The sequence below is a fragment of the Micromonospora sp. NPDC007230 genome (assembly GCF_042869115.1).
Classification (GTDB): Bacteria; Actinomycetota; Actinomycetes; order Mycobacteriales; family Micromonosporaceae; genus Micromonospora.
In genome coordinates this window covers 1-20,033 of record NZ_JBIAFE010000013.1, presented here as the reverse complement: position 1 = coordinate 20,033, position 20,033 = coordinate 1, and the positions used below count along the sequence as shown (strand labels likewise).

Below are 20,033 nucleotides of genomic sequence, written 5' to 3'. Positions count from 1 at the left end.
TGCTACCGCCGCCGGAGGCGGACCTCGAAGGCGTCCCTCAGCCCGTCGCCGATGAAGTTGAAGGCGAGAACGATGAGGATGATGGCGATTCCGGGCGGATACAGCAGCCACCAGTGGCCGCTGTAGGTGTCCGCGAGGCCGTCGGAGAGCATCCCGCCCCAGTTCGCCGCCGGCGGGGGGACACCGAGGCCGAGGAACGACAGGTACGCGACGTAGAGGATCGCGTCGGCGACCTGGAAGGTCGCGTTGACGATCACGGTCCCGATGGCGTTCGGCACGATGTGCCGGCGCACCGCCCGGCCACCCGTGCCGCCCATCGCCCGCATGGCCTGGACGTACTCGCGGGAGCGCAGCGTCAGTGCCTCACCCCGGACCAGCCGGGCCGGCCCCAGCCACGCGAAGGCGCCGATGATGAGGATGAGCATCGACACGCTCGGGGTGACGATGGCGGCGAGCAGCATGAAGAGGAACAGCGACGGGATCGACATCATCGCGTCGACCACCCGCATCATCGCCGAATCCGCCCACCCGCCGACGAACCCGGCGACGGCGCCCCAGAGCGTGCCCACGGCGGTGGCGAGGATCCCGGCCGCGAGCCCGACGATGATCGAGGTCTGACCGCCGAGCATGAGCCGCCCCAACTGGTCGTAGCCGACCCCGTCGGTGCCGAGCGGATGCCCCTGCTCACCCGGGGCCAGGTGTACGGCGGTGAGGTCCGTGTGCACCTGGTCGGTGTGGTAGAAGAGCGGGCCGAGGAAGCAGATCCCGGCCAGCAGGACGAACAGGCCCAGGCCCACCAGGGCGAGCCGGTTCTCGCAGAAGACGACCAGCCCCTGCCGCCAGAGGCCGCGCACCGGCGCCTCGGCCGCGTCCGCCGGCTGGTCGGGGGCGGCGCCTGGACGGGCCGCCGGGGAGAGGGTGGTCATGACGCGCTCCCGCGGAGTCGGACCCGGGGATCGACGGCGGCGTAGAGCAGGTCGGCGACGAGCGCGCCGACGACCGTCGCGATCGAGATGATGACGGTGACCCCGAGCAGGATCGGGAAGTCACGCTTCAGCGCCGCCTGCCAGAACAGCTGCCCCATGCCGGGGAAGTTGAACAGCGACTCGACGACCAACGCCCCGCTGAACAGCGCGGGCAGGTACATCCCGAGCAGTGTGATGACCGGGAACAACCCGTTGCGCAGCGTGTGCCGCAGGACGACCCGCCGCTCGGAGAGGCCCTTGCTGCGGGCGGTGCGGACGTAGTTCTCGTTGAGGTTGTCGACCATGGCGGAGCGTACGTACCGCGAGTAGACCGCGATGGTGACGATCGCGAGTGTGACCGTGGGCAGGACCAGCCCGGCCGGATCGGCGAGCACCTCCGCCACCGTGAACCCTTGCGGTGCCTCCGGCGGCAGGATCGGCCAGACCTGCGAGAAGAGGATGATCATCATGAGGCCCATGAAGAAGATGGGCGTGGCGTACGCCAGCAGCGACAGCGAGGTGATGGTGTAGTCGGGCCAGCGGTTGCGGCGCACCGCCTGGATCACCCCGAGCGGGATCGCCAGCACGATGGCGAGCAGCGTCGACAGCAGCGACAACACCATGGTCTTCGGCAGCCGCTGGCTGATCGCCTCGACGACCGACTGGTTGAGCTGGTACGAGTAGCCGAGATCGCCGTGCAGCAGGCGCTGCACGTACATGCCGTACTGCTGGATCCAGGGCCGGTCGTAGCCCATCTCGTGGTTGAACGCCGCCAACTGCTGCAGCGTCGCCTCCTTGCCGAGGGTGGCCCGCGCCGCGCCCCCGGGCAGCAGGTGCAGGATGAGGAACGCGATCACCGTGACGAGCACGACGACGATGAGGGCCTGACCCAAGCGCGTGATGAGGTACCGGACCACCTGGGCGGTTCCTCCTCCCCGGTCGGGGCCCCGGCGGCGCGGTGGGCGCCGCCGGAGCCGGGACGATCAGTGATCGATTACTTCCAGGACCAGTCCTGGAAGTACATGAAGTTCATCGGGTCCTGCGGCTCGACGCCCTGCAGACCGGCCCGGTACGCCGAGACCTGGAACACCGGGTTCGGCATCCAGAGCACCGGCAGGTCCTTGGCGAGGAAGTCGTTGTACGCCTTGAGCGCGCTCTCGTCGCCGGAGAACTGCGTGGCCTCGATGAGCTTGTCGGCCTCCGGGTTGCTGTAGCTGCCCAGGTTCACCGGGGCGTCGGTGGCGAAGAGCCGCTCGCCGCTGGCGAAGGCCGGGTAGTACCAGCTGCCCTGCGAGCCGAAGAAGGACATGTCCCACGAGCAGGTCGCATCCGTCGACTTGCAGGCCGGGGTGACCGCGACCGAGTCGGGCACCTCCTTGATGGTCAGCTGGATGCCGAGCTTGGCCATCTGCGACTTGATCTCGGCGAACATCTTGGTCGTGGCGGCGAAGCCGGTCTGGCTGGTCACGGTGAGGCTCAGCGCCGTGCCGGCGGCGATGCCCTCGCCGCACTGGTTCGGTCCGGTGCCCGGCGTCTGGCAGGTGGTCTGCCCGTCCGGGGTCACCCGCCAGCCGTGGCTCTCGAGCAACTCCTTGGCCTTGGCCGGGTCGAACGAGTACACACAGCCGGCGGCGTCGGTGCCGTTGGTGCCCGGCTTGGCGGGCACCGGGCCGCAGGTCGGCGCGGCCGTGCCGGACCAGATCACCTTGCTGATCGTCGGCTGATCGATCAGCATCTGCATCGACTGCCGCAGGTACGGCTGCTTGAACAGCACCCCGGTCTTCGGGTTGTTGAAGTTCAGCTGCAGGTAGGTGACGGACCAGCCGTACCAGGGGGAGACCGTGTAGCCCTTGGACTTGAGGTAGCCCTCCTGGGACAGGTTGGCCGCCGGCACGTACCCGTAGTCGATGTCACCGGCACGCAGCACGTTGAACTCGGCATCGTCGCCGGTGAACGGCCGGAGCACGACCTTGGCGAGCTTCGGCTTGTCCACCCCGGAGTAGTTCGGCTGGGCGGCGAGGGTGACCTCGCCGTTCGGCACGTACTTCGCCAGCTTCCACGGGCCGCTGTTGACCTTCCACAGCTCGTTGGAGTCGTACGTCTTGGGGTCCTTCGAGGCCGCGGTGAGGAAGTCGAAGACCTTCTTCGCGCCCTCCGGCGTGCTGGCCAGGTTGCTCACGGCCGCGGTGGCGGAGTCCTTGTCCCAGGCGTGCTCCGGCATCGGGGTGATCTTGTTGAGCTGGTTGTCCACGAACCAGGCGGTGTTGTACACCTCCTTCGTGGTGATCGAGAAGGTCTTGTCGTCCTTGACCGACCACTGCGCGATGTTGTCCGGGAGGCCGCCGGCCCGGTAGGACGCCCACTTGTCCTTGTTCGCCGTGACCAGGTCGTACCAGAACTGGATGTCCTTGGTGGTGACGGGCTTGCCGTCGGACCAGGTGTTGTCCTTCAGCGTGATGGTCAGCGTCCTGCCGCCGTCGCTCACCACCGGCGGCTCGGCCATCGAGCGCTGCGGGTCGATGTTGTACTGCGCGGTGCCGTCCAGCTTGTACTGGTACAGGGACCGGTACAGCGCCTGCCCGAAGATGGCGTTCTCGCCCTGGGTGAAGCCGGGTGCCGAGATCGGCAGGATCCAGTTGGGGGTACGGAAGGCGACAGTCACGGTGTCCTTGCCCTGACTCCCGCCCGCCTTCGACGAACCGCCGCCGCCACCGCAGGCGACCAGGCCCGCCCCGAGGGCGACCGCGCTGGCTACCGCCACGGCGCCGCGGAGGGCGCGCCCGGGAAATCTGCTCCTCATGAGTCTCCTCGATTGATGTGCACGTGCCCCGCGTCTCCGGGCGCCGGCGGCATCGGCATGCGTCCCGCCGCCAGGTGCTGCTCCTCGACGTTCGACGCGGAGAATGTAACCGCGCCGAAGTGCTGAGTCAACGAAAGTTACCCTCTTTATTCGGCAACTTTGGCCAGGGTACGATCGAAGTCGGCGAAGCATCGACCGATACTCTTCGCGTGGGCTCCGGAGCGCACCCGGCCGTGGCACTGCGACACACTGAGGCGGCGCCGGAGGACCGCCCAAACAAGGAGAAGCACCTTGGAACCATCGATCTCCGCCACCCTGCGCGACCAGACCCTCGACCTGCTGGCCAGCGGCGCGGCCACCTCGCGCGCCGACCTCATCGAGGCGTTGCAGGTCGCCCCCTCGACCGTCACCAGCGTGGTACGCCGCCTGCTCGAGGAGGGCGTCATCCTGGAGGAGGGAGTGGGCCGGTCCACCGGGGGACGGCGCCCCCGGATCCTGCGCCTGCGGGAGACCAAGGGGGTCCTCGCCGTCGCCGAACTGGGCGGCCGGCACGCCCGGGTGGGGTTGTGCACGCCCGACGGCGGGCTGCGCACCACCGAGGAGGTGGCCCTCGACATCGCCGCCGGGCCCGAAGAGGTGTTCGACGTCGTCGCGGCGACATTCGCGCGGCTCCAGGCGGCGGCCGCGCCGGGCCAGGAACTGCTCGGGGTCGGCGTCGCCCTACCGGGCCCGGTCGAGTTCCCCGGCGGCCGGCTGGTCGGCCCGGCCCGGATGCCCGGCTGGAGCGGCGTCGACGCGCGGGACCACCTCGCCGCGCGCTTCCAGGTGCCGGTGGCCGTCGACAACGACGCCAAGGCGGCGGCGATCGGCGAGTACGTCACCCGGAGAAACGAGTTCGGCGACATGATCTACGTCAAGGCCGGCACCGGCATCGGCGCCTGCCTGGTCAGCGGCGGACAGGTCTACCGGGGCGGTCGCGGCCTCAGCGGCGATGTCACCCACGTACGCGTGGCGGACAGTGGCGAGCGGGAGTGCTCCTGCGGCAGCCGGGGCTGCCTGGAGACCGTCGCCAGCGGCGCCGCCCTGGCCCGCCAGTTGGCCGATCAGGGCTCATCGGCGACCACCGTCCGGGACATCATGGCAGCGGTCAGCGACGCCGACCCGACCGTGGTGACCATGGTGCGTCACGCCGGCAGGCTGCTCGGCGTGGCGCTCTCCGGCCTGGTCAACTTCCTCAACCCCGACGCCGTCGTCATCGGCGGCGCGCTGTCCAGCCTCGACGTCTACGTGGCCGCGACCCGGGGGATGCTCTACGAGCGCTGCCTACCGTCCATGACCCAGTCCCTGACCATCGAAGCCAGCGTCGCGGGCCCCGATGCGGCCCTGGTCGGCCTCGGGCACCTGCTGCGCACGACGGCCGACGTACGACCCTCCTGAGGAGCAACCACCCGTGCCCCGTCCCCTCCGCATCGCCATCGGCGGCATCCACATCGAATCCAGCACCTTCTCGCCCCACCTCAGCACCGCCCACGACTTCGAGGTCACCCGGGGCGATGCGCTGCTGGCGCGCTACGACTGGCTCTCCCCCGCCCAGCCCTGGGCCGCTGACGTCGAATGGATACCGCTCGTGCACGCCCGGGCCCTGCCCGGCGGGGCGGTCGACCCGGCGACGTACGAGGCCTGGGCCACCGAGCTGGCGGAGCAGCTCGCCGCCGCCGGCCCGGTGGACGGCATGCTGCTGGACATCCACGGTGCGATGAGCGTCGTCGGACGCGACGACGCGGAGGGCGACCTGGTCACCGCCATCCGGTCGGTGCTCGGGCCGGAGCCGTTCGTCTCCGCGGCGATGGACCTGCACGGCAACGTCTCGCAGGTGCTCTTCGACGCCTGCGACCTGCTCACCTGCTATCGCACCGCCCCGCACATCGACGTGTGGGAGACCCGTGAGCGCGCCGCCCGGAACCTGGTCGAGGCGCTGCGCCGGCAGCGGCGCCCGCACAAGGCCCTGGTCCACGTGCCGATCCTGCTGCCCGGCGAGATGACCAGCACCCGCGAGGAGCCGGCCCGGGGGCTCTACGCGAGAATCCCCGAGGTCGAGGCCCGGGACGGCATCGTCGACGCCGCGATCTGGATCGGATTCGCCTGGGCCGACCAGCCGCGCTGCCGGGGCGCGGTCGTCGTCACCGGCACCGACGCCACCGCCACCACCGAGGCGGCCCGCGAGCTCGGCGGGCACTTCTGGGCGGCCCGCGACGAGTTCACCTTCGTCGCCCCCACCGGCTCGATGGACGAGTGCCTCGACGCGGCCCTGGCCGCGGTCGCGGATCCGGCCCGGCGACCCTTCTTCATCAGCGACTCGGGCGACAACCCTGGCGCCGGCGGTGCCGACGACGTCACCTTCGCCCTGGACCGGCTGCTGGCCCGCCCCGAGATCCGCGACGGCTCCCGCCGCGCCGTGTTCGCCTCGCTGGTCGACCCGCAGGCCGTGGCGCAGATCGCCGACCAGCCGCTCGGCTCGCCGGTACGGGTGGCGGTCGGCGGGCGGATCGACTCCCGGGACCCGGGCCCGCTGCCGCTCGACGGGATCCTTGAGGCGGTCGCCGACGATCCCGACGGTGGGCGGTGCGCCAGCGTACGGGTCGGCGGGCTGAGCGTCTTCGTCACGTCCCGCCGGATGCAGTACCGCCTGCTGGACTCCTACGCCCGGCTGGGGATCGCGGTCGACGAGATGGATCTCGTCGTGGTGAAGATCGGCTACCTCGAACCCGAACTGTTCGACGCGGCCGGCGACTGGCTGCTCGCGCTGACCCCGGGCGGCGTCGACCAGGACCTCGCGCGGCTGCCGTACCAGCGTGTGGTGCGACCGGTGTTTCCCCTGGACCGCGACTTCACCGCGGACCTCACCGTGGTGACCGGGTGATCGCGTGACGCAGCCCGAAGGCCAGTGCGTCCTCGCCGTCGACGTCGGTGGCACGACCATCAAGGGGGCCGTGGTCGGCGAGGACGGCCAGTTCCGGCACTCGCTGACCGTGCCGTCGCGGGCGGACGACGACCCGGTCAAGGCCGTCCGGTCGCTGTGCCTCCAGCTGCGCGACGACGCGCTCGCCCTCGGCACCACACCCGCCGCGATCGGCGTGGTCACACCGGGCCTCGTCGACGAGATCGACGGGGTGGTGCGGTACGCCGCCAACATCCGGTTCCGGGACGTGCCGCTACGCGCCCTCATCGGGGACGATCTCGGTCTGCCGGTGGCGGTCGGGCACGACGCACGGGCGGCCGGCGTCGCCGAGGCGGTGGCCGGAGCAGCCCGCGGACTGGACAACTTCCTGCTGCTACCGCTGGGCACCGGCATCGCCGCAGCGGTGGTGGTGCATGGTGCGCCGGTGCCGGGCGCGACCGGCTCGGCCGGCGAGGTCGGCCACATGCCGGTCTACCCCGGCGGGGAGCCGTGCAGTTGCGGGCAGCGGGGATGCCTGGAGGTGTACGCCTCCGCCGGCGGGCTGGCCCGCCGCTATGCCCGGCTCGGCGGAACCCCGGGGTTGGACAGCCGGGGCATCGCCGAGGCGGTGGCCACCGATCGGGTGGCCCGCGCCGTCTGGGACGACGCGACCCAGGCTCTGGGGACGGCCCTGGCCACCCTGACCCTGACCCTCGACCCGGCCCGCATCGTTCTCGGCGGTGGGCTCGCCGACGCGGGCGCGCTGTTCTTCGACCCGGTACGCGACGCCCTCCGGGCGGCTCTCGCCTGGCGGACCCCGCCCCCGGTGCTGCGCTCCGCCTTCGGTGCCCAGGCCGCACAGGTCGGCGCGGCCGCCATGGCCCGACGGGAGGCCGGCCTGCCCGTTCCTGACGGCTGGGGCGCACCCGAGCTCGTGCCGCCTGTTGTGTGACGGCGACCGACCGCGACCCGGCGTCGTGGACGCCGGGGGCGACGCCCGCGCAGGCCGACTGACACCCGGATGCGGCCCGGCCGGCAGCCGGACCCGCAGCCTCGCCTCGCCCCGCTCCCCGGGTGTGGCTGCCACGGAGCGGACAGCGGTCAGCTCTGCCGCCCCGGTGCCTGACTCGAGCGGAGGGTGACCGCCTGACGGAGGGCGCCCCGGCACGCCTGGACGGCGGGGTGCCGGCTGCGGCCGCGGCGTACGACGGTGAAGACCCGGCGGGTGCGCTGATCCCGGGGAAGTTGTCGCAGCGTGACCGTTGGCGGTTGTCCGCTCCAGACGAGGTCGGGCAGGAAGGCGGCAGCGTGCCCCTGCTCGACGAGGCGAAGGTGCAGCAGGAGGTCGGTGGTTTCGAACCGTACGTCGGGTTCGAAGCCGGCGTTGCGGCACAGGGTCACGGCCCAGTGCCGCGCGGTGGTGCCTTCGGGTTCCATCACCCAGGGGTGGTCCGCGAGTGAGCGCAGCGTCGCCATGGGGTCGTGAGTGTCCGGGCCGTCATCGGGCAGGGCGAGCCGCAGGGGGTCGTCGAGCAGGTCTTCCTGTTCGAGTTCGGCGGGGCGCAGGTTGGGGTTGCCGGGATATTCCTCGGCCACGACCAGGTCGAAGTCACGGGCCTGCAGGGCGGGTAGGGCCTTTTCGGGTTCCAGCTGCGTGACGTGGACGCGCAGGTGCGGGTGTTGGTCGCGCAGCAGGCCGAGCGCGGCCGGGACCAGGGCCAGGGCGGCGGTCTGGAACGAGGCGATGCGCAGGGTCCCGGTCAGCTCGGTCAGGGAGGCGGCGATCTCCGCCTCCGCACGCTCCAGGCGTTCGAGAACCGCTTCGGTGTGAGCGACGAGGATCTCGGCCTGCTCGGTCAGCTTCACCCGCCGCCCGACCGGTTCCAGCAGTCGGACGCCGACCTCCGCTTCCAACTGCGAGAGCTGCTGGGAGACGGAGGAGGGGGCGTAGGACAGGGCGGCGGCGACCGCGGCCAGCGTGCCGCGGTGCTTGAGCTCGCGCAGCAGGCGCAGGCGATGCAGGTCGAACATGGACGCTCTCCTCGCCGTCGCGCAGCAACCCGCAACGATCGGTTTTCTCGATGAGTATAGGTCGGAAACATTCGCTGGACCGATCATAGGAGTCCGTCGCACCCTGGAGCCGTGACCGAGAATGTCTCCTCCCCCGGGCTGATGCCGTGGCTCGCGCGGCCCGGCGCCCGCGCCTGGAGGTGCACACCCGCACCTGCCGAGGTGCGGAGCTTCCACACCACCCTGCCCGACTACTCGCCCACGCCGCTGACCGAACTCCCGCCGCTGGCAGCGGAGCTGGGGGTGGGCCGCGTCTTCGTCAAGGACGAGTCGTGCCGGCTGGGGCTGCCCGCGTTCAAGGCGCTGGGTTCGTCCTGGGCGGTCCACCGCGCACTCTCCGCGCGGGCCGTGCGCGGTGACGAACCGGTCACCCTGGTGACCGCCACCGATGGCAACCACGGCCGGGCGGTGGCCCGCACGGCGCGCCTGCTCGGGCACCACGCCCACGCGTTCGTGCCGCACGGTGTGCATCCGCAGGCGGTGGCGGCCATCGTCGCCGAACAGGCGGAGGTGACCGAGGTCGCCGGGCCGTACGACGAGGCCGTCCGCCTGGCGGCGGAGGCCGCTGCCGCGCCGGCGGCGGTCCTGGTCCAGGACACCGCCTGGCCCGGCTATGAGCAGATCCCGGGCTGGATCGTCGAGGGCTACTCCACCCTCTGCGTCGAGATCGACGAACAACTGACCGCCGAGGGAATCGTCGCGGGGCCTGATCTCGTCGCGGTACCGGTGGGCGTCGGGTCGCTGGCCCAGGCCGTCATCACCCACTACCGCAGCCGCCCGTCCGGACGGGCGCCCGCGCTGTTGTCGGTGGAGCCGGCGGCCGCCGCCTGCGTCCTGGAAAGCCTCACCCACGGCGCACCGGTCAGCGTCACCACCGGCGACACCACGATGGCCGGGCTCAACTGCGGCACCCCGTCCAGCATCGCCTGGCCCTACCTGCACAGCGGGCTGGACGCCGCCGTCGCCATCCCCGACCCCGACAGCGCCCGCGCGGCCGTTGACCTCGCCGCTGTCGGTGTCTACGCGGGCCCCTGCGGGGCGGCAGCGCTCGCCGGCCTACGTGCGGTGCTCACCGGCGTCGGGGCCGGAGAACGCCGAACGGCACTGGGACTCGATTCGGCCTCGGTGGTCGTGCTGTTGAGCACCGAGGGCCCGGCCGCCAACCCGCACTCCACGCTCGATCACTGATCGTCCGCAGCCCGCGACCGCCACCGGTCGACCCGCTCGCCCCCCAACTCCACCGTCATTGACAGCTCCTGGGAGACAGACCTTGACGAGCCTCACCCCCAGCAAGATCACCGTCAACGGCGAACGCCTGTGGCAGTCGCTGATGGACCTCGCCGAGATCGGCGCGTACCACGACGAGCGCACCGGCCTGCACGGCGTCAACCGCCTCGCCCTGACCGACGCCGACGCGGCCGGCCGCCGCCAGGTGATCGCCTGGATGGAACAGGCCGGCCTGGCCGTCCGCATCGACCAGATGGGCAACATCTACGGCCGCCGCGAAGGCACCGACCCCACCGCGGCCCCCGTACTGACCGGCTCACACATCGACAGCGTCGCCACCGCCGGCGCCTTCGACGGCTGTCTCGGCGTCCTGGGCGGCATCGAAGTCATCCGCATCCTCAACGAACGCGGCATCACCACCCGCCGCCCCATCGAGGTCGGCATCTTCACCGAGGAGGAGGGCGTCCGCTTCGGCACCGACATGCTCGGCAGCGCCGTCGCCGCCGGTCGCCTGACAGTGGAGTACGCCCACGCGCTGACGGACCGCGACGGCCGCACCCTCGGCGGTGAACTCGCCCGCACGGGCTCCGACGGCCCCGTCGAGGTACGCCTCGACGCGCCGCACGCCTACGTCGAATGCCACATCGAACAGGGCCCCGTCCTCGCCGAGCACGGGGTCGAGATCGGCGTCGTCACCGGCGTCCAGGGCATCTCCTGGCAGGAGATCACCATCCACGGTCGCGCCGCCCACGCCGGCACCACCCCCACCCACCTGCGCGCCGACGCCGGGCTCGCCGCTGCCCAGATCATCGTCCACCTGCGGTCCCTGGTCGACTCCGGCGACTACGGCGACCTGCGGGCCACCGTCGGCCACCTCATCGTCCACCCGGACCTGACCAACATCGTCCCAGCCCGCGCCGAGATGACCGTGGACCTGCGCAACCCCGACGACGCCCAGATGGCCCGCGCCGAGGAGGCCCTGGCCGCGTTCCTGAACGACCTGGAAGGCAGCCAGCCGGGCCTGTCGCTGACCACCCGTCGGATGGCCAGGACCGCCTACGTCCCCTTCGACGACGGGGTGCAGAAGGTCATCGCGCAGGCCGCCGACGACCACGACCTGGCACACGTCTCCCTGCTCTCCGGCGCCGGGCACGACGCCCAGGAGATCGCCGCGCTCTGCCCCACCGCCATGATCTTCGTCCGCGGCGAGTACGACGGCATCAGCCACAACCCCCGGGAATACTCCACCCCCGAGGCCTGCACCCACGGCATCGACGTCCTGGCCACCACTCTCCTGCGCCTCGCCAACCAAGACTGAGCGCCCGCCACCCCGGCAACGACCCGAGCAGTGCGCAGCTGGTCCGGGAAGAGCCGCCGGACGCTTTCCGACTCCCTCCGGACCTGCAGGTCCGAGCGCCCGTCCGGAACCTGATGACCATGGAAGGTCCCCGATGCTTTTCGAGACTCCCACCACTCCCGCGGCCCCCGATGCCCTGGACCCGGATGATCATCCCAGCGGCCTGCTGGCCAGGCTGATCGCCATCAACTCCGTCAATCCTGACCTCGTTCCCGGTGGCGCCGGCGAGACCGAGATCGCCGACTTCTGCGACGCATGGCTGGGCGCTCGCGGCTTCGAGGTGCATCGACTCGAGAAGCGCCCCGGCCGGCCCTCGCTCGTCGCGATCGCCCGCGGCACCGGCGGCGGCCGGTCACTCATGCTCAACGGCCATCTCGACACGGTGGGCGCGGCCGACTACGACGGCGACCCGCTCGACCCGCAGATCCGCGACGGCAAGATGTTCGGCCGCGGCGCCTTCGACATGAAGGGCGGCCTCGCGGCCATGATGGTCGCCGCGGCCCGCGCCGCCCGCGGGCCACTGCGCGGTGACGTCATACTCGCCTGCGTCGCCGACGAGGAACACGGCAGTTCCGGCACCGAGGAGGTGCTGGAGTCCGTCACCGCCGACGCGGCGATCGTCACCGAGCCGAGCCAACTCGAAGTCACGCTCGCCCACAAGGGCTTCGTCTGGTTCGAGGTGGAGATCGAGGGCCGCGCCGCCCACGGTTCGCGGCCCGAACTCGGCATCGACGCCATCGCCAAAGCCGGGCACTTCCTGGTCGCGCTGGAGGAACTGGGCCAGCGCCTCATGGCGGGCCCGGCACACCCTCTCCTGGGCACCGGCACCGTGCACGCCTCCGTCATCCAGGGCGGCGAGGAGGCCTCCACCTACCCGGCGCACTGCCGCCTCACCCTGGAGCGCCGCACCGTCCCGGGCGAGAGTCCCGACCGCGTCGAGCGCGAACTGACCGCCGTGCTCGACCGCCTGGCCGCCACGGTCCCCGACTTCCGCTACCGGCTGACCCGCGGCCTGCACCGCGAGCCCTTCGAGGCCGACCCGGAGGCACCCGTAGTCCGCACCCTGGTCCGCCACGCGGAAAGGATTCTCGGGCACCCGCCCGTGGTGCGCGCCGAGGCCTTCTGGACCGACTGCGCCCTCCTGGACCGCGCCGGCATCCCCTGCCTGCTCTTCGGCGTCGACGGCGCCGGTGCCCACGCCGCCACCGAATACGTCGACCTCGCCTCCCTGGACCACCTCACCGACATCCTCACCAGCACCATCGCCGACTTCTGTTCCTGAGCCGTCGACAGACCCCGGCTGCGCATCCCAGGTTGTATCTCGGCAAGCGGGCCGGTGTCACAGGTGCGGTGGCTTATGGTGAAAAGCCGGAATGGCCACTGTAGTCGCAGCTGCGGGCGACGCAGGCGTCCCGATCAAGCCAGTAGAACCTTCACGTTGTCCAGCCGAAGGGTGGACCGATGACTGCGAGGACGTCGCCGAGCCCGATGCCCGCGGCGCGCAGCCGCTGCTCGGCACTTCAGACCCGGCCATCTGCGCGGCCGACCGGCGCCGGTGTCGCCATGACCGACGCCGGGCGACCCGGCATCGCCAATGCTGGTGCCGCCCACGTCGGCAGGCTCGTCGGGCGGAACGCCCGCGGCGTCGACCACCGCTGAGATGGACTGGGCCGGATGGGCGTTGTTCGGGCTGGTCGCCACCACGGCGCTCACCGCGGCGCTGATCACCGCTCAACTCGCCGGCCTCACTCGCCTCGACCTTCCCCTGGTGCTCGGGACCCTCGTCACGGAGGATCCCGACCGGGCCCGGGTCGCCGGGTTCTTCATCCACCTCTGCGCCGGCCAGGGCTTCGCCCTCGGCTACGCGGCCACGTTCGCCCTGCTGCACCGCGCCACCTGGTGGATCGGCGCGCTGCTCGGGCTGCTCCACGTCGGGATCGCACTGACGGTGCTCCTGCCGCTGCTTCCGGGTGTCCACCCACGCATGGCCTCGCAGCGGGCCGGCCTGGCCAGCACCGCCGTGCTGGAGCCACCCGGGCTGTTCGCTCTCAACTACGGCATCCAGACTCCCGCGGTCACGGCTGTCGTCCACGTCATGTTCGGGATCGTCCTCGGACTGCTCCTCAAGGCCGATTGACGTGACGAGCCCTCCGCCCTCGGCGCCGATCAGCGACTATGGGCTGCTGGGCGACACCCGCACCGCCGCCCTCGTCACCAGTGACGGCCGACTCGACTGGCTCTGCGTGCCCCGCTTCGACGGTGAGCCCCTGTTCGGCCGGCTGGTCGGGGGCCCGGAGGCGGGCACGTTCCGAGTCGGGCCGGCCCGGCCGGCTGCGGTCGTCGAACGGCGCTACCGGCAGAACACCGCCACTCTGGAGACGACCTGGGCGGTCGGCAACGGCCGCCTCACCCTCACCGAGGGCATGGTGGCCGAGATCAGCGGCCACCTGCTGCCCACGACACTGATCGTGCGGCGCCTCTCGGCCGAGGTGGAAACGGTCGACGCCGTCGTCGAGTTCGATCCCCGCCTCGGCGTACGGCACCGCCGACCCCGAGTCCACCAGCGGCGCCAGGCCCTGGTGTGTGAGTGGGGGTCGCTGGCGGTCTCGCTGGGCAGCGCACCCGGGCTCACCATCGAACCGGGTCGGCCTGCCTCGATCACGGTCGGGCCAGGCCGTCCGGTCACTTTCGTGCTGGCCGTGGCCCACCGCGAACCTCTGATCCACGTCGAGCCGGCAGCGGCCTGGGAACTGCTCGTCGAGGACGAGAACCGATGGCGGGCCTGGACCGCCGAAATCGACAAATCGCTGCCCTTCCGGGAGCACGTCGCACGAAGCCTGCTGATCCTGCGGCTGTTGACCTACTCGCCCTCGCAAGCCCCGGTGGCCGCACCCACGACGTCACTGCCCGAGGATCCCGGCGGGGTACGCAACTGGGACTACCGCTATGTCTGGCCCCGTGACGCCAGCATCGGCGTCAGTGCGTTCCTCAGCGTCGGCAAGCCCGAGGAGGCTCACGGTTTCCTCGCCTGGTTGCTGCACGCCAGCCGACTGCAGCGGCCACGCCTGCCGGCACTGCTCACCCTTCATGGCCGCCACGTACCGACAGAACGGGAAGTACCGGGCTGGCCCGGCTATCTCGGCAGCGCCCCGGTGCGGCTCGGCAACGGTGCCGCCGGCCAACACCAACTCGACGGCTACGGCTGGGTGATCGACGCCGCCTGGGCGTTCGCGCAGGCCGGGCACCTCCTCTACCCGGAGACGTGGCGGGCGGTGCGCGGCTTCGCCGACCTGGTCGCCCAGTGCTGGCAGGAGCCCGACGCCGGGATCTGGGAGGTCCGCTCGCCCGCCCAACACGTACATTCCAAGCTGATGGGCTGGCTCGCCCTGGATCGGGCACTGCGCATCGCCGACACCCACCCGCTGCCAGAGCGCCAACGTCGACGCTGGCAGCAGGCACGAGACGCCATCGCCGCCAAGGTCCGGACGCACGGCTTCGACCCGACGATGGGCAGCTACGTCCGCAGCTACGGCTCCCAGGACCTCGACGCGGCCGTGCTCGTCCTGCCGCTGCTGGACATGGACAGCGTCGACTCGCCCCGCGTGCGGGGCACCATCGAGGCCATTCGGGACCGGCTCTCCGCCGGCGGTCCGCTCCTCTACCGCTACCCGCCGGGGCGTGACGGCTTCCCCGGCACCGAGGGCGCGTTCCTGCCGTGCTCGTTCTGGCTCGTTCAAGCCCTCGCCCGTACCGGACGCCGCCTCGAAGCGGAGGAACTGTTCCAGACCATGCTCCACCACGCCAGCCCACTCGGCCTCTACGCCGAGGAGTTGGACCCCGCGACCGGCGCCCACCTCGGCAACTATCCCCAGACGCTGACCCACGCGGCGCTCGTCCAGGCCGCACTGGCAATTCGAGACGCCCCCGCACTTGGTCCTGGATCCGGCTGACCGCTGGAACCGCCCTTCGCCAGCGCGAGACCAGAGCGACTACGTCCGCGACTCCTCGGATCAGGCGGCGAGCGGCTCGATTGCACGAGTCACAGGCAGCACCAGCAGTACAGGTCCTCGCCCGCGTCTCGCGCACGCCGGGCAAGGGCGGCGACCTCCTCGATGACGGGCGACATCTCGTCCTCAGGCAACGGGCCGCTCCACGCCAGCTCTTCGATCCGGCCCCATCGCGCCGACAACTCACGCACCTGCCCGTCGTTGATCGAGGCGAGGGCGTCCCGCGTGGCGCGGTCGAGGGACACCAGCCACGGTCCTTCCTGGTCGTCCGCGCTCCACAGCAGGTTGAGATCGACCAGATTCACCTCCCAGTCGACCCCTCGAACGAAGCTCACGAGCTTGCCGAGGGTCACTGCCGGCTCGATGCCCTTGAGGTCAATCGCATCGGCAGCTGCGCCGTCTCCGCTGGCGGCGGCCGGCCCGCCACCGAGATCCTCCATCATTCGGACAGCCGCAGCGTCATCCTTTGCCCGGAAGTAGTCAAACAGCACGCCCACGGCGAGCACTCCACCACAGGGGTGCGACATTGCTCGAACACCCACTTCGCGGCTCATCAGAATGCCGGCGCACCGCCAGCGTGCTGCGGTGGCCGTTGCGCCCGGAGTGTGGACAGGTGGACGGCCGGATCTTCGGCGTCGTCCGCGGCTTCGGCTGCCCTTGGCTGTGTCGATGGCGGCCGAACCGGATTGACGCTGACCCTGATCCGCCCGCCCTGGCCGTCAGCCCGAGGCCGTCGCTCGAACCCCGTACCGTTCAGCCGCGCGCGCCTTGGCCTTCGCGGCCTCCACCTCGCGGTCGCGGGGAGGCGCCTTCGTCACGAGGGTGTCCAGCAGGGTTCGGGTGGCCGCCGTGACAGCGCGGACCGCCTCGTCGAACGCCTCCTCGTTGGCCGCGGACGGCCGCGTCGCGCCGCTGACCTTGCGCACGTACTGGATGGCGGCCGCCTCGATCTCGTCATCGGTCGCAGGTGGCTCAAAGTTGTGGAGCACTCGAATGTTCCGGCACATGCCTCCACGATGCCACGGCCTTGGCCACCGCGACCTTCCCTGGGGCTTCGTTTCGGGTCTGCGTCGCTGTTCGGCTACTGCCCGAGCTGCCGCGCGGACCGCAGGAAATCGCCAGCTGGCTTGCGGTGATCTCGCACAGCGCGGCGTTGACCGAGATCGTCGCGGTGGCGCCGCTGAGTGTCAACCTATCCGGTCGAGTTCGGTCAACGCGTCCTCGGGAAGGGCCAGCGCGGCAGCGGAGACGTTTTCGCGCAGGTGCGCGACGGATGAGGTGCCGGGGATGAGCAGGATGTTCGGGGAGCGCTTGAGCAGCCAAGCCAGCGCGACGGCCATCGGTGTGGCGTCGAGGCGGGCGGCGACAGCGTTCAGTTCCTCCGACTGCAATGGGGAGAAGCCGCCGAGCGGGAAGTAGGGCACGTAGGCGATGCCCTGCACGGCCAGGGAGCCGATCAGGGTGTCGTCGTCCCGGTTTGCGATGTTGTAGTAGTTCTGCACGCACACGACCGGCGCGATGGACTGCGCCTCGGCGAACTGTTCGCCGTTGACGGTGCTGAGACCGAGATGCTTGATCAGGCCCTCCTGCTGCAGCTGCGCGAGGGCCGTGAACGGCTCGGCGATGGAGCCGGGAGTGGGCCGGTCGAACCCGCCGACGCGCAGGTTGACGACGTCGAGCACATCGAGCCCGAGGTGGTCCAGGTTGTCGTGCACGGCTTGGCGCAGCCGCTCGGGAGCGTGGCACCGGCCAGGTGGGGGCACCGTATCAATCATGACTTCGAGACCGACCATGTCGGCGCCGGCACCAGCGACCGCGCCGAGGACCGCCGGCTGGACGCCGCCGCGGTTTGGTGGCGGCGTCGGCGGGAAGATTTGCGACCACATGGAGAGGGATTTCTCGTGACATCGACGCTTCCCGGCGGGACGTTCACGCTGGGGGATCTGACGGTCGCCCGGATGGGGTACGGCGCGATGCAGTTGGCCGGCCCGCACGTCTTCGGCCCGCCGACCGACCGAGACGCGGCGGTGGCCGTGCTGCGCGAGGCCGTCGAGCTGGGCATCAACCACATCGACACCGCCGACTTCTACGGCCCGTACGTCACCAACGAGATCATCAGGGAAGCCTTGCACCCATACCCGGACGATCTGCACATCGTGACGAAGGTCGGATCATTGCGTGACGCCGAGGGAAACTGGCCCCGGGCGCTCGGCGGCTCCGGGCGACACTCGACCCCGGTTAGCCATTGCTGACATCCTATGAGCCCGACTGGGCCGCACGGAGATCAGCAGCTGTTCTGATCTGACCCCGATGAACCGCTGAGCTGCAACCGCTCGCGGAGTCGCCGCGCTTCGCGGCCGCGGTACGCCCGCAGGATGCCTTCGAGCGTGTCGCGTACGTCCGGATCGGGATGATCGGCCAGGTACGCCAGCTCCTCGGCACCGCCGCGCCAGCCACGGCCCAGCTCACCGAGCACGTCGATGATCTCGTCGGCGGTGGTCGCCGCCCGCAGCCGCGTCATCAGCTCGCTCTTCGGCCTGGGCGGCTCGTCGTAGGGGAACCGGCGACGCAGGTTGGCCACCTTGTACGCACCGCGCGGCAGACAGGCGGGACACGGGCAGGGCCGCCGGCCGTGGGCCGCCGGCAGGTACCGCCAACCGACTCCCTGCGGAACGTCACGGATCCGGCGCACCTCGGTGTCGACGATCGCGCGGGGCACGAACACCTCGTAGCCGCGCGGATCGTCGAGCTCGCGCACCGCCGCGACCGCCTGGGCGGCGGTGGCCTCGCGGGGTGGGGCAGAGTATCGCCCGACGGTGACCGGCTCGTCGTCGGGCAGCCGAAGCTGCACCGCGACCAGCACGCCCGAGTGCCAACGCCGCAGCTCGCGCACCCACTGATAGGTGAGAGTGAACGACGGCAGCACCGGCATGCAGTACACGCCCGGTTCACCGGCCCGCCCACGGCTGCGCGCGGCGATTCCCGAGCGCGCGATGCGTCGAGCCGATCGCGCCGTGGTGATGTGCACGAACTCCGCCATCACCGGGGATGATAGCCGGCCGGCGGCGGTGATGATCACGAATTTTCGAGCGCGCCACGGAAGCGGATATTCACACCGCGTCGACCACCCTGCTCACGACCCATGCGTGCTTGCCAACCTGCCGGCCGCGGGTGAATCCGAACTGCTCGAACAGTTCGACGGTCGCGCTGAACAGGAAACGGCCTGGTGCCTCACGGCCGGTGGTCACCTCGGAGATAGCCTCGACGAGGCCGCCGCCGGCATGGGCGATGTGGTCGAGGGCGCCTTCCAGCGCTGCCCGGGCGATGCCGTGCCGGCGATGTTTCTTGTCGACGTAGAAGCAGCTGATCCGCCAGTCCGGGCGCGGCGGTGCAGCCTTGTCGTATTCGCGCCTGTGTTTGATGCCCGGTAGTTCCTCGGGGCTGCCGTACTGGCACCACCCCTGCGCGGCGCCGTCCTCGTCGAGGACGAGCGCGGCATGAGCCCGGCCAGTCCGGACCCGGTCCTCCTTGGCCGCGCGGTAGCTGATCCCCTTCTGGCCGCACTCGGGGTGGTAGCCAATACACCAGCACCCACCGAAGATTCCGTTGTTGCGCTCGACAAGCTCCGCGAATGCGTCCCACGTCGAGGCGTCCAGGGGTCGGACCGTGTATGACATCGGGTGGATCCTTTCGCGCGTCACATCTTCCCGGCCCGCGACCTGAACGCCCAGGACCGCTTGCCGCATGGTCGGTCGATGCACTGCCATGACTTCGAGAAACGCGGCCAAAGCCGGCAGCAGGGCACGCCAGGTGTCCAGCCGCCGCGCCGCGGTGGTCAGCTCTCGGCAGCCGCTGCGGCCAGGAGACGGGCGAGTTCGACCGGCTTGGTCACCATGGGCCAATGGCCGGAGTCGATGTCGACGAAGTCAAGGTGCTTGGCCTTCGCGAGCTCGGGCACGTCACCGGCCTCGATCCACTCCTTGGCTTCAGCAGGGGTGAACTCGGGGCACACGAGCACGACCGGGACGTCGAACCGCCGCTCGTCGGCCAACCGCACCACGCCCTTGGCCACCCCCTCGGGGACCGGAATCGCCGCGGACGCGATGGCTCGCCTGGCCTCCTCGTCGAGGTCCGCAGAATCTGGCCCCTCGAATGGTCCCCAGCCGGGGAAAGGCATGACGCCATCCTTCAGCTCGAAGAAGTTCGCATAGGCCTCCCCGTCGGTGGACGGGAAGCCCCCGATGAGGGCGACTTTGCCGACCCGCTCCGGTCGCGCGTCAGCGGCCAGCCATGCCAGGGTGCAGGCGGCGGAATGCCCCACCACCATCGGCTTCCCCGATGCCGAGTCCACGGCGGCGACGACCGCTGCCACCTGGTCCTCGAGCGTGGCGGACGGGGATCCGTCACCCTGGCCGGCGAGGGTGAGCGGTACGGGGCGATGGCCGAGTGACTCGAGTGCGGACGCGACGTCGTCCCAGACGGATCCGTCGAGCCACAGGCCAGCGACGAGCAGGATCTCCATGATCAGTTCCCTTCTTCCGGTGCGGTCAGATCACGGACATCACGCTAAGGGACGTCTCGTAACCCCGACGTCTGTCCGCTAAGGACGATCATCGAGGATGCTTGGGTGCAGGTGATCTCCGCAGCCCGGCCCGAGTGGATCTTTCCG

At 70.8% G+C, this 20,033-nt stretch carries 17 protein-coding genes and 2 pseudogenes; 9 read left to right on the top strand and 10 right to left on the bottom strand.

All coding sequences use genetic code 11. The features are described 5' to 3' along the window. Positions 1-2 precede the first annotated feature (2 nt). The 3 genes from ACFYML_RS19490 to ACFYML_RS19480 all read right to left on the bottom strand — a co-directional run bounded on the left by ACFYML_RS19490 (position 3) and on the right by ACFYML_RS19480 (position 3,765). Entirely contained in the window at positions 3-926 is a 924-nt protein-coding gene (locus tag ACFYML_RS19490; protein ID WP_387421953.1) for an ABC transporter permease, read from the bottom strand. Further along, entirely contained in the window at positions 923-1,882 is a 960-nt protein-coding gene (locus ACFYML_RS19485) for an ABC transporter permease (RefSeq protein ID WP_387421952.1), read from the bottom strand. Before ACFYML_RS19485 ends, ACFYML_RS19490 begins: the two co-directional genes overlap by 4 nt. A 77-nt stretch (positions 1,883-1,959) precedes the next feature. Beyond that, the gene (locus ACFYML_RS19480) at positions 1,960-3,765 is read right to left on the bottom strand and encodes a peptide ABC transporter substrate-binding protein (protein WP_387421951.1); all 1,806 of its coding nucleotides are present in this window, start codon (positions 3,763-3,765) and stop codon (positions 1,960-1,962) included. Between the two features lie 291 nt (positions 3,766-4,056). On the opposite strand from ACFYML_RS19480, the gene ACFYML_RS19475 reads away from it, so the two are divergent. From ACFYML_RS19475 to ACFYML_RS19465, 3 genes are read left to right on the top strand one after another with little or no spacing between them, the layout of a single operon-like run. Beyond that, a complete protein-coding gene (locus ACFYML_RS19475; RefSeq protein WP_387421950.1) occupies positions 4,057-5,202 on the top strand; it encodes an ROK family transcriptional regulator in 1,146 nt (381 codons plus the stop codon). 13 nt (positions 5,203-5,215) lie between these two features. Continuing rightward, positions 5,216-6,685 carry a M81 family metallopeptidase gene (locus tag ACFYML_RS19470; protein WP_387421949.1) on the top strand — a complete coding sequence of 490 codons (1,470 nt, stop codon included), beginning with the start codon at positions 5,216-5,218 and terminating at the stop codon, positions 6,683-6,685. 4 nt (positions 6,686-6,689) lie between these two features. Further along, positions 6,690-7,655: an ROK family protein gene (locus tag ACFYML_RS19465; protein WP_387421948.1), complete on the top strand. Its 966-nt coding sequence runs from the start codon at positions 6,690-6,692 to the stop codon at positions 7,653-7,655. Positions 7,656-7,804: 149 nt separating this feature from the next. Here ACFYML_RS19465 and ACFYML_RS19460 read toward each other — a convergent pair whose 3' ends face one another. Then, positions 7,805-8,734, bottom strand: a complete 930-nt coding sequence (locus tag ACFYML_RS19460; protein WP_387421947.1) for a LysR family transcriptional regulator — start codon at positions 8,732-8,734, stop codon at positions 7,805-7,807. 111 nt (positions 8,735-8,845) lie between these two features. Between ACFYML_RS19460 and ACFYML_RS19455 the strand changes: the two genes are divergently transcribed. The 5 genes from ACFYML_RS19455 to ACFYML_RS19435 all read left to right on the top strand — a co-directional run bounded on the left by ACFYML_RS19455 (position 8,846) and on the right by ACFYML_RS19435 (position 15,307). Next, positions 8,846-9,961, top strand: coding sequence for a diaminopropionate ammonia-lyase (locus ACFYML_RS19455; RefSeq protein ID WP_387421946.1), 1,116 nt, complete (start codon positions 8,846-8,848; stop codon positions 9,959-9,961). An 82-nt stretch (positions 9,962-10,043) separates the two neighbouring features. Then, positions 10,044-11,318 carry a Zn-dependent hydrolase gene (locus ACFYML_RS19450; RefSeq protein WP_387421945.1) on the top strand — a complete coding sequence of 425 codons (1,275 nt, stop codon included), beginning with the start codon at positions 10,044-10,046 and terminating at the stop codon, positions 11,316-11,318. A gap of 133 nt (positions 11,319-11,451) precedes the next feature. Then, positions 11,452-12,639 carry an ArgE/DapE family deacylase gene (locus tag ACFYML_RS19445; RefSeq protein WP_387421944.1) on the top strand — a complete coding sequence of 396 codons (1,188 nt, stop codon included), beginning with the start codon at positions 11,452-11,454 and terminating at the stop codon, positions 12,637-12,639. A gap of 378 nt (positions 12,640-13,017) precedes the next feature. Then, positions 13,018-13,494: a hypothetical protein gene (locus ACFYML_RS19440; protein ID WP_387275750.1), complete on the top strand. Its 477-nt coding sequence runs from the start codon at positions 13,018-13,020 to the stop codon at positions 13,492-13,494. A 1-nt stretch (position 13,495) separates the two neighbouring features. After that, positions 13,496-15,307 carry a glycoside hydrolase family 15 protein gene (locus ACFYML_RS19435; RefSeq protein ID WP_387421943.1) on the top strand — a complete coding sequence of 604 codons (1,812 nt, stop codon included), beginning with the start codon at positions 13,496-13,498 and terminating at the stop codon, positions 15,305-15,307. Positions 15,308-15,396: 89 nt separating this feature from the next. On the opposite strand, the gene ACFYML_RS19430 is transcribed toward ACFYML_RS19435, so the two are convergent. The 3 genes and pseudogenes from ACFYML_RS19430 to ACFYML_RS19420 form a co-directional block, all read right to left on the bottom strand. Then, on the bottom strand, positions 15,397-15,861 hold the full coding sequence (locus ACFYML_RS19430) for a hypothetical protein (RefSeq protein ID WP_387421942.1): 465 nt from the start codon (positions 15,859-15,861) through the stop codon (positions 15,397-15,399). Between the two features lie 222 nt (positions 15,862-16,083). Next, on the bottom strand, positions 16,084-16,371 hold the full coding sequence (locus ACFYML_RS19425; RefSeq protein WP_387421941.1) for a DUF2277 domain-containing protein: 288 nt from the start codon (positions 16,369-16,371) through the stop codon (positions 16,084-16,086). 180 nt (positions 16,372-16,551) lie between these two features. Further along, positions 16,552-17,103 (bottom strand): annotated as a pseudogene (locus tag ACFYML_RS19420) (oxidoreductase); the annotation flags it as partial. 219 nt (positions 17,104-17,322) lie between these two features. Between ACFYML_RS19420 and ACFYML_RS19415 the strand changes: the two are divergent. Beyond that, a pseudogene (locus ACFYML_RS19415) lies at positions 17,323-17,571 on the top strand (aldo/keto reductase); the annotation flags it as partial. Between the two features lie 77 nt (positions 17,572-17,648). Here ACFYML_RS19415 and ACFYML_RS19410 read toward each other — a convergent pair. The 3 genes from ACFYML_RS19410 to ACFYML_RS19400 form a co-directional block, all read right to left on the bottom strand. Then, positions 17,649-18,443, bottom strand: a complete 795-nt coding sequence (locus ACFYML_RS19410; RefSeq protein WP_387421940.1) for a HEAT repeat domain-containing protein — start codon at positions 18,441-18,443, stop codon at positions 17,649-17,651. Positions 18,444-18,474: 31 nt separating this feature from the next. Next, complete coding sequence (locus ACFYML_RS19405) at positions 18,475-19,041, bottom strand: GNAT family N-acetyltransferase (RefSeq protein ID WP_387421939.1); 567 nt, start codon at positions 19,039-19,041, stop codon at positions 18,475-18,477. A gap of 158 nt (positions 19,042-19,199) precedes the next feature. After that, the gene (locus ACFYML_RS19400; RefSeq protein ID WP_387421938.1) at positions 19,200-19,886 is read right to left on the bottom strand and encodes an alpha/beta fold hydrolase; all 687 of its coding nucleotides are present in this window, start codon (positions 19,884-19,886) and stop codon (positions 19,200-19,202) included. Positions 19,887-20,033: the final 147 nt, after the last annotated feature.

Bases quoted from the DNA above. Each gene is read 5' to 3' on its own strand.
- ACFYML_RS19440 (WP_387275750.1), top strand. From the start codon at position 13,018: ATGGACTGGGCCGGATGGGCGTTGTTCGGGCTGGTCGCCACCACGGCG.
- ACFYML_RS19400 (WP_387421938.1), bottom strand. From the start codon at position 19,886: ATGGAGATCCTGCTCGTCGCTGGCCTGTGGCTCGACGGATCCGTCTGG.
- ACFYML_RS19425 (WP_387421941.1), bottom strand. From the start codon at position 16,371: ATGTGCCGGAACATTCGAGTGCTCCACAACTTTGAGCCACCTGCGACC.
- ACFYML_RS19460 (WP_387421947.1), bottom strand. From the start codon at position 8,734: ATGTTCGACCTGCATCGCCTGCGCCTGCTGCGCGAGCTCAAGCACCGC.
- ACFYML_RS19480 (WP_387421951.1), bottom strand. From the start codon at position 3,765: ATGAGGAGCAGATTTCCCGGGCGCGCCCTCCGCGGCGCCGTGGCGGTA.
- ACFYML_RS19405 (WP_387421939.1), bottom strand. From the start codon at position 19,041: ATGTCATACACGGTCCGACCCCTGGACGCCTCGACGTGGGACGCATTC.
- ACFYML_RS19490 (WP_387421953.1), bottom strand. From the start codon at position 926: ATGACCACCCTCTCCCCGGCGGCCCGTCCAGGCGCCGCCCCCGACCAG.
- ACFYML_RS19445 (WP_387421944.1), top strand. From the start codon at position 11,452: ATGCTTTTCGAGACTCCCACCACTCCCGCGGCCCCCGATGCCCTGGAC.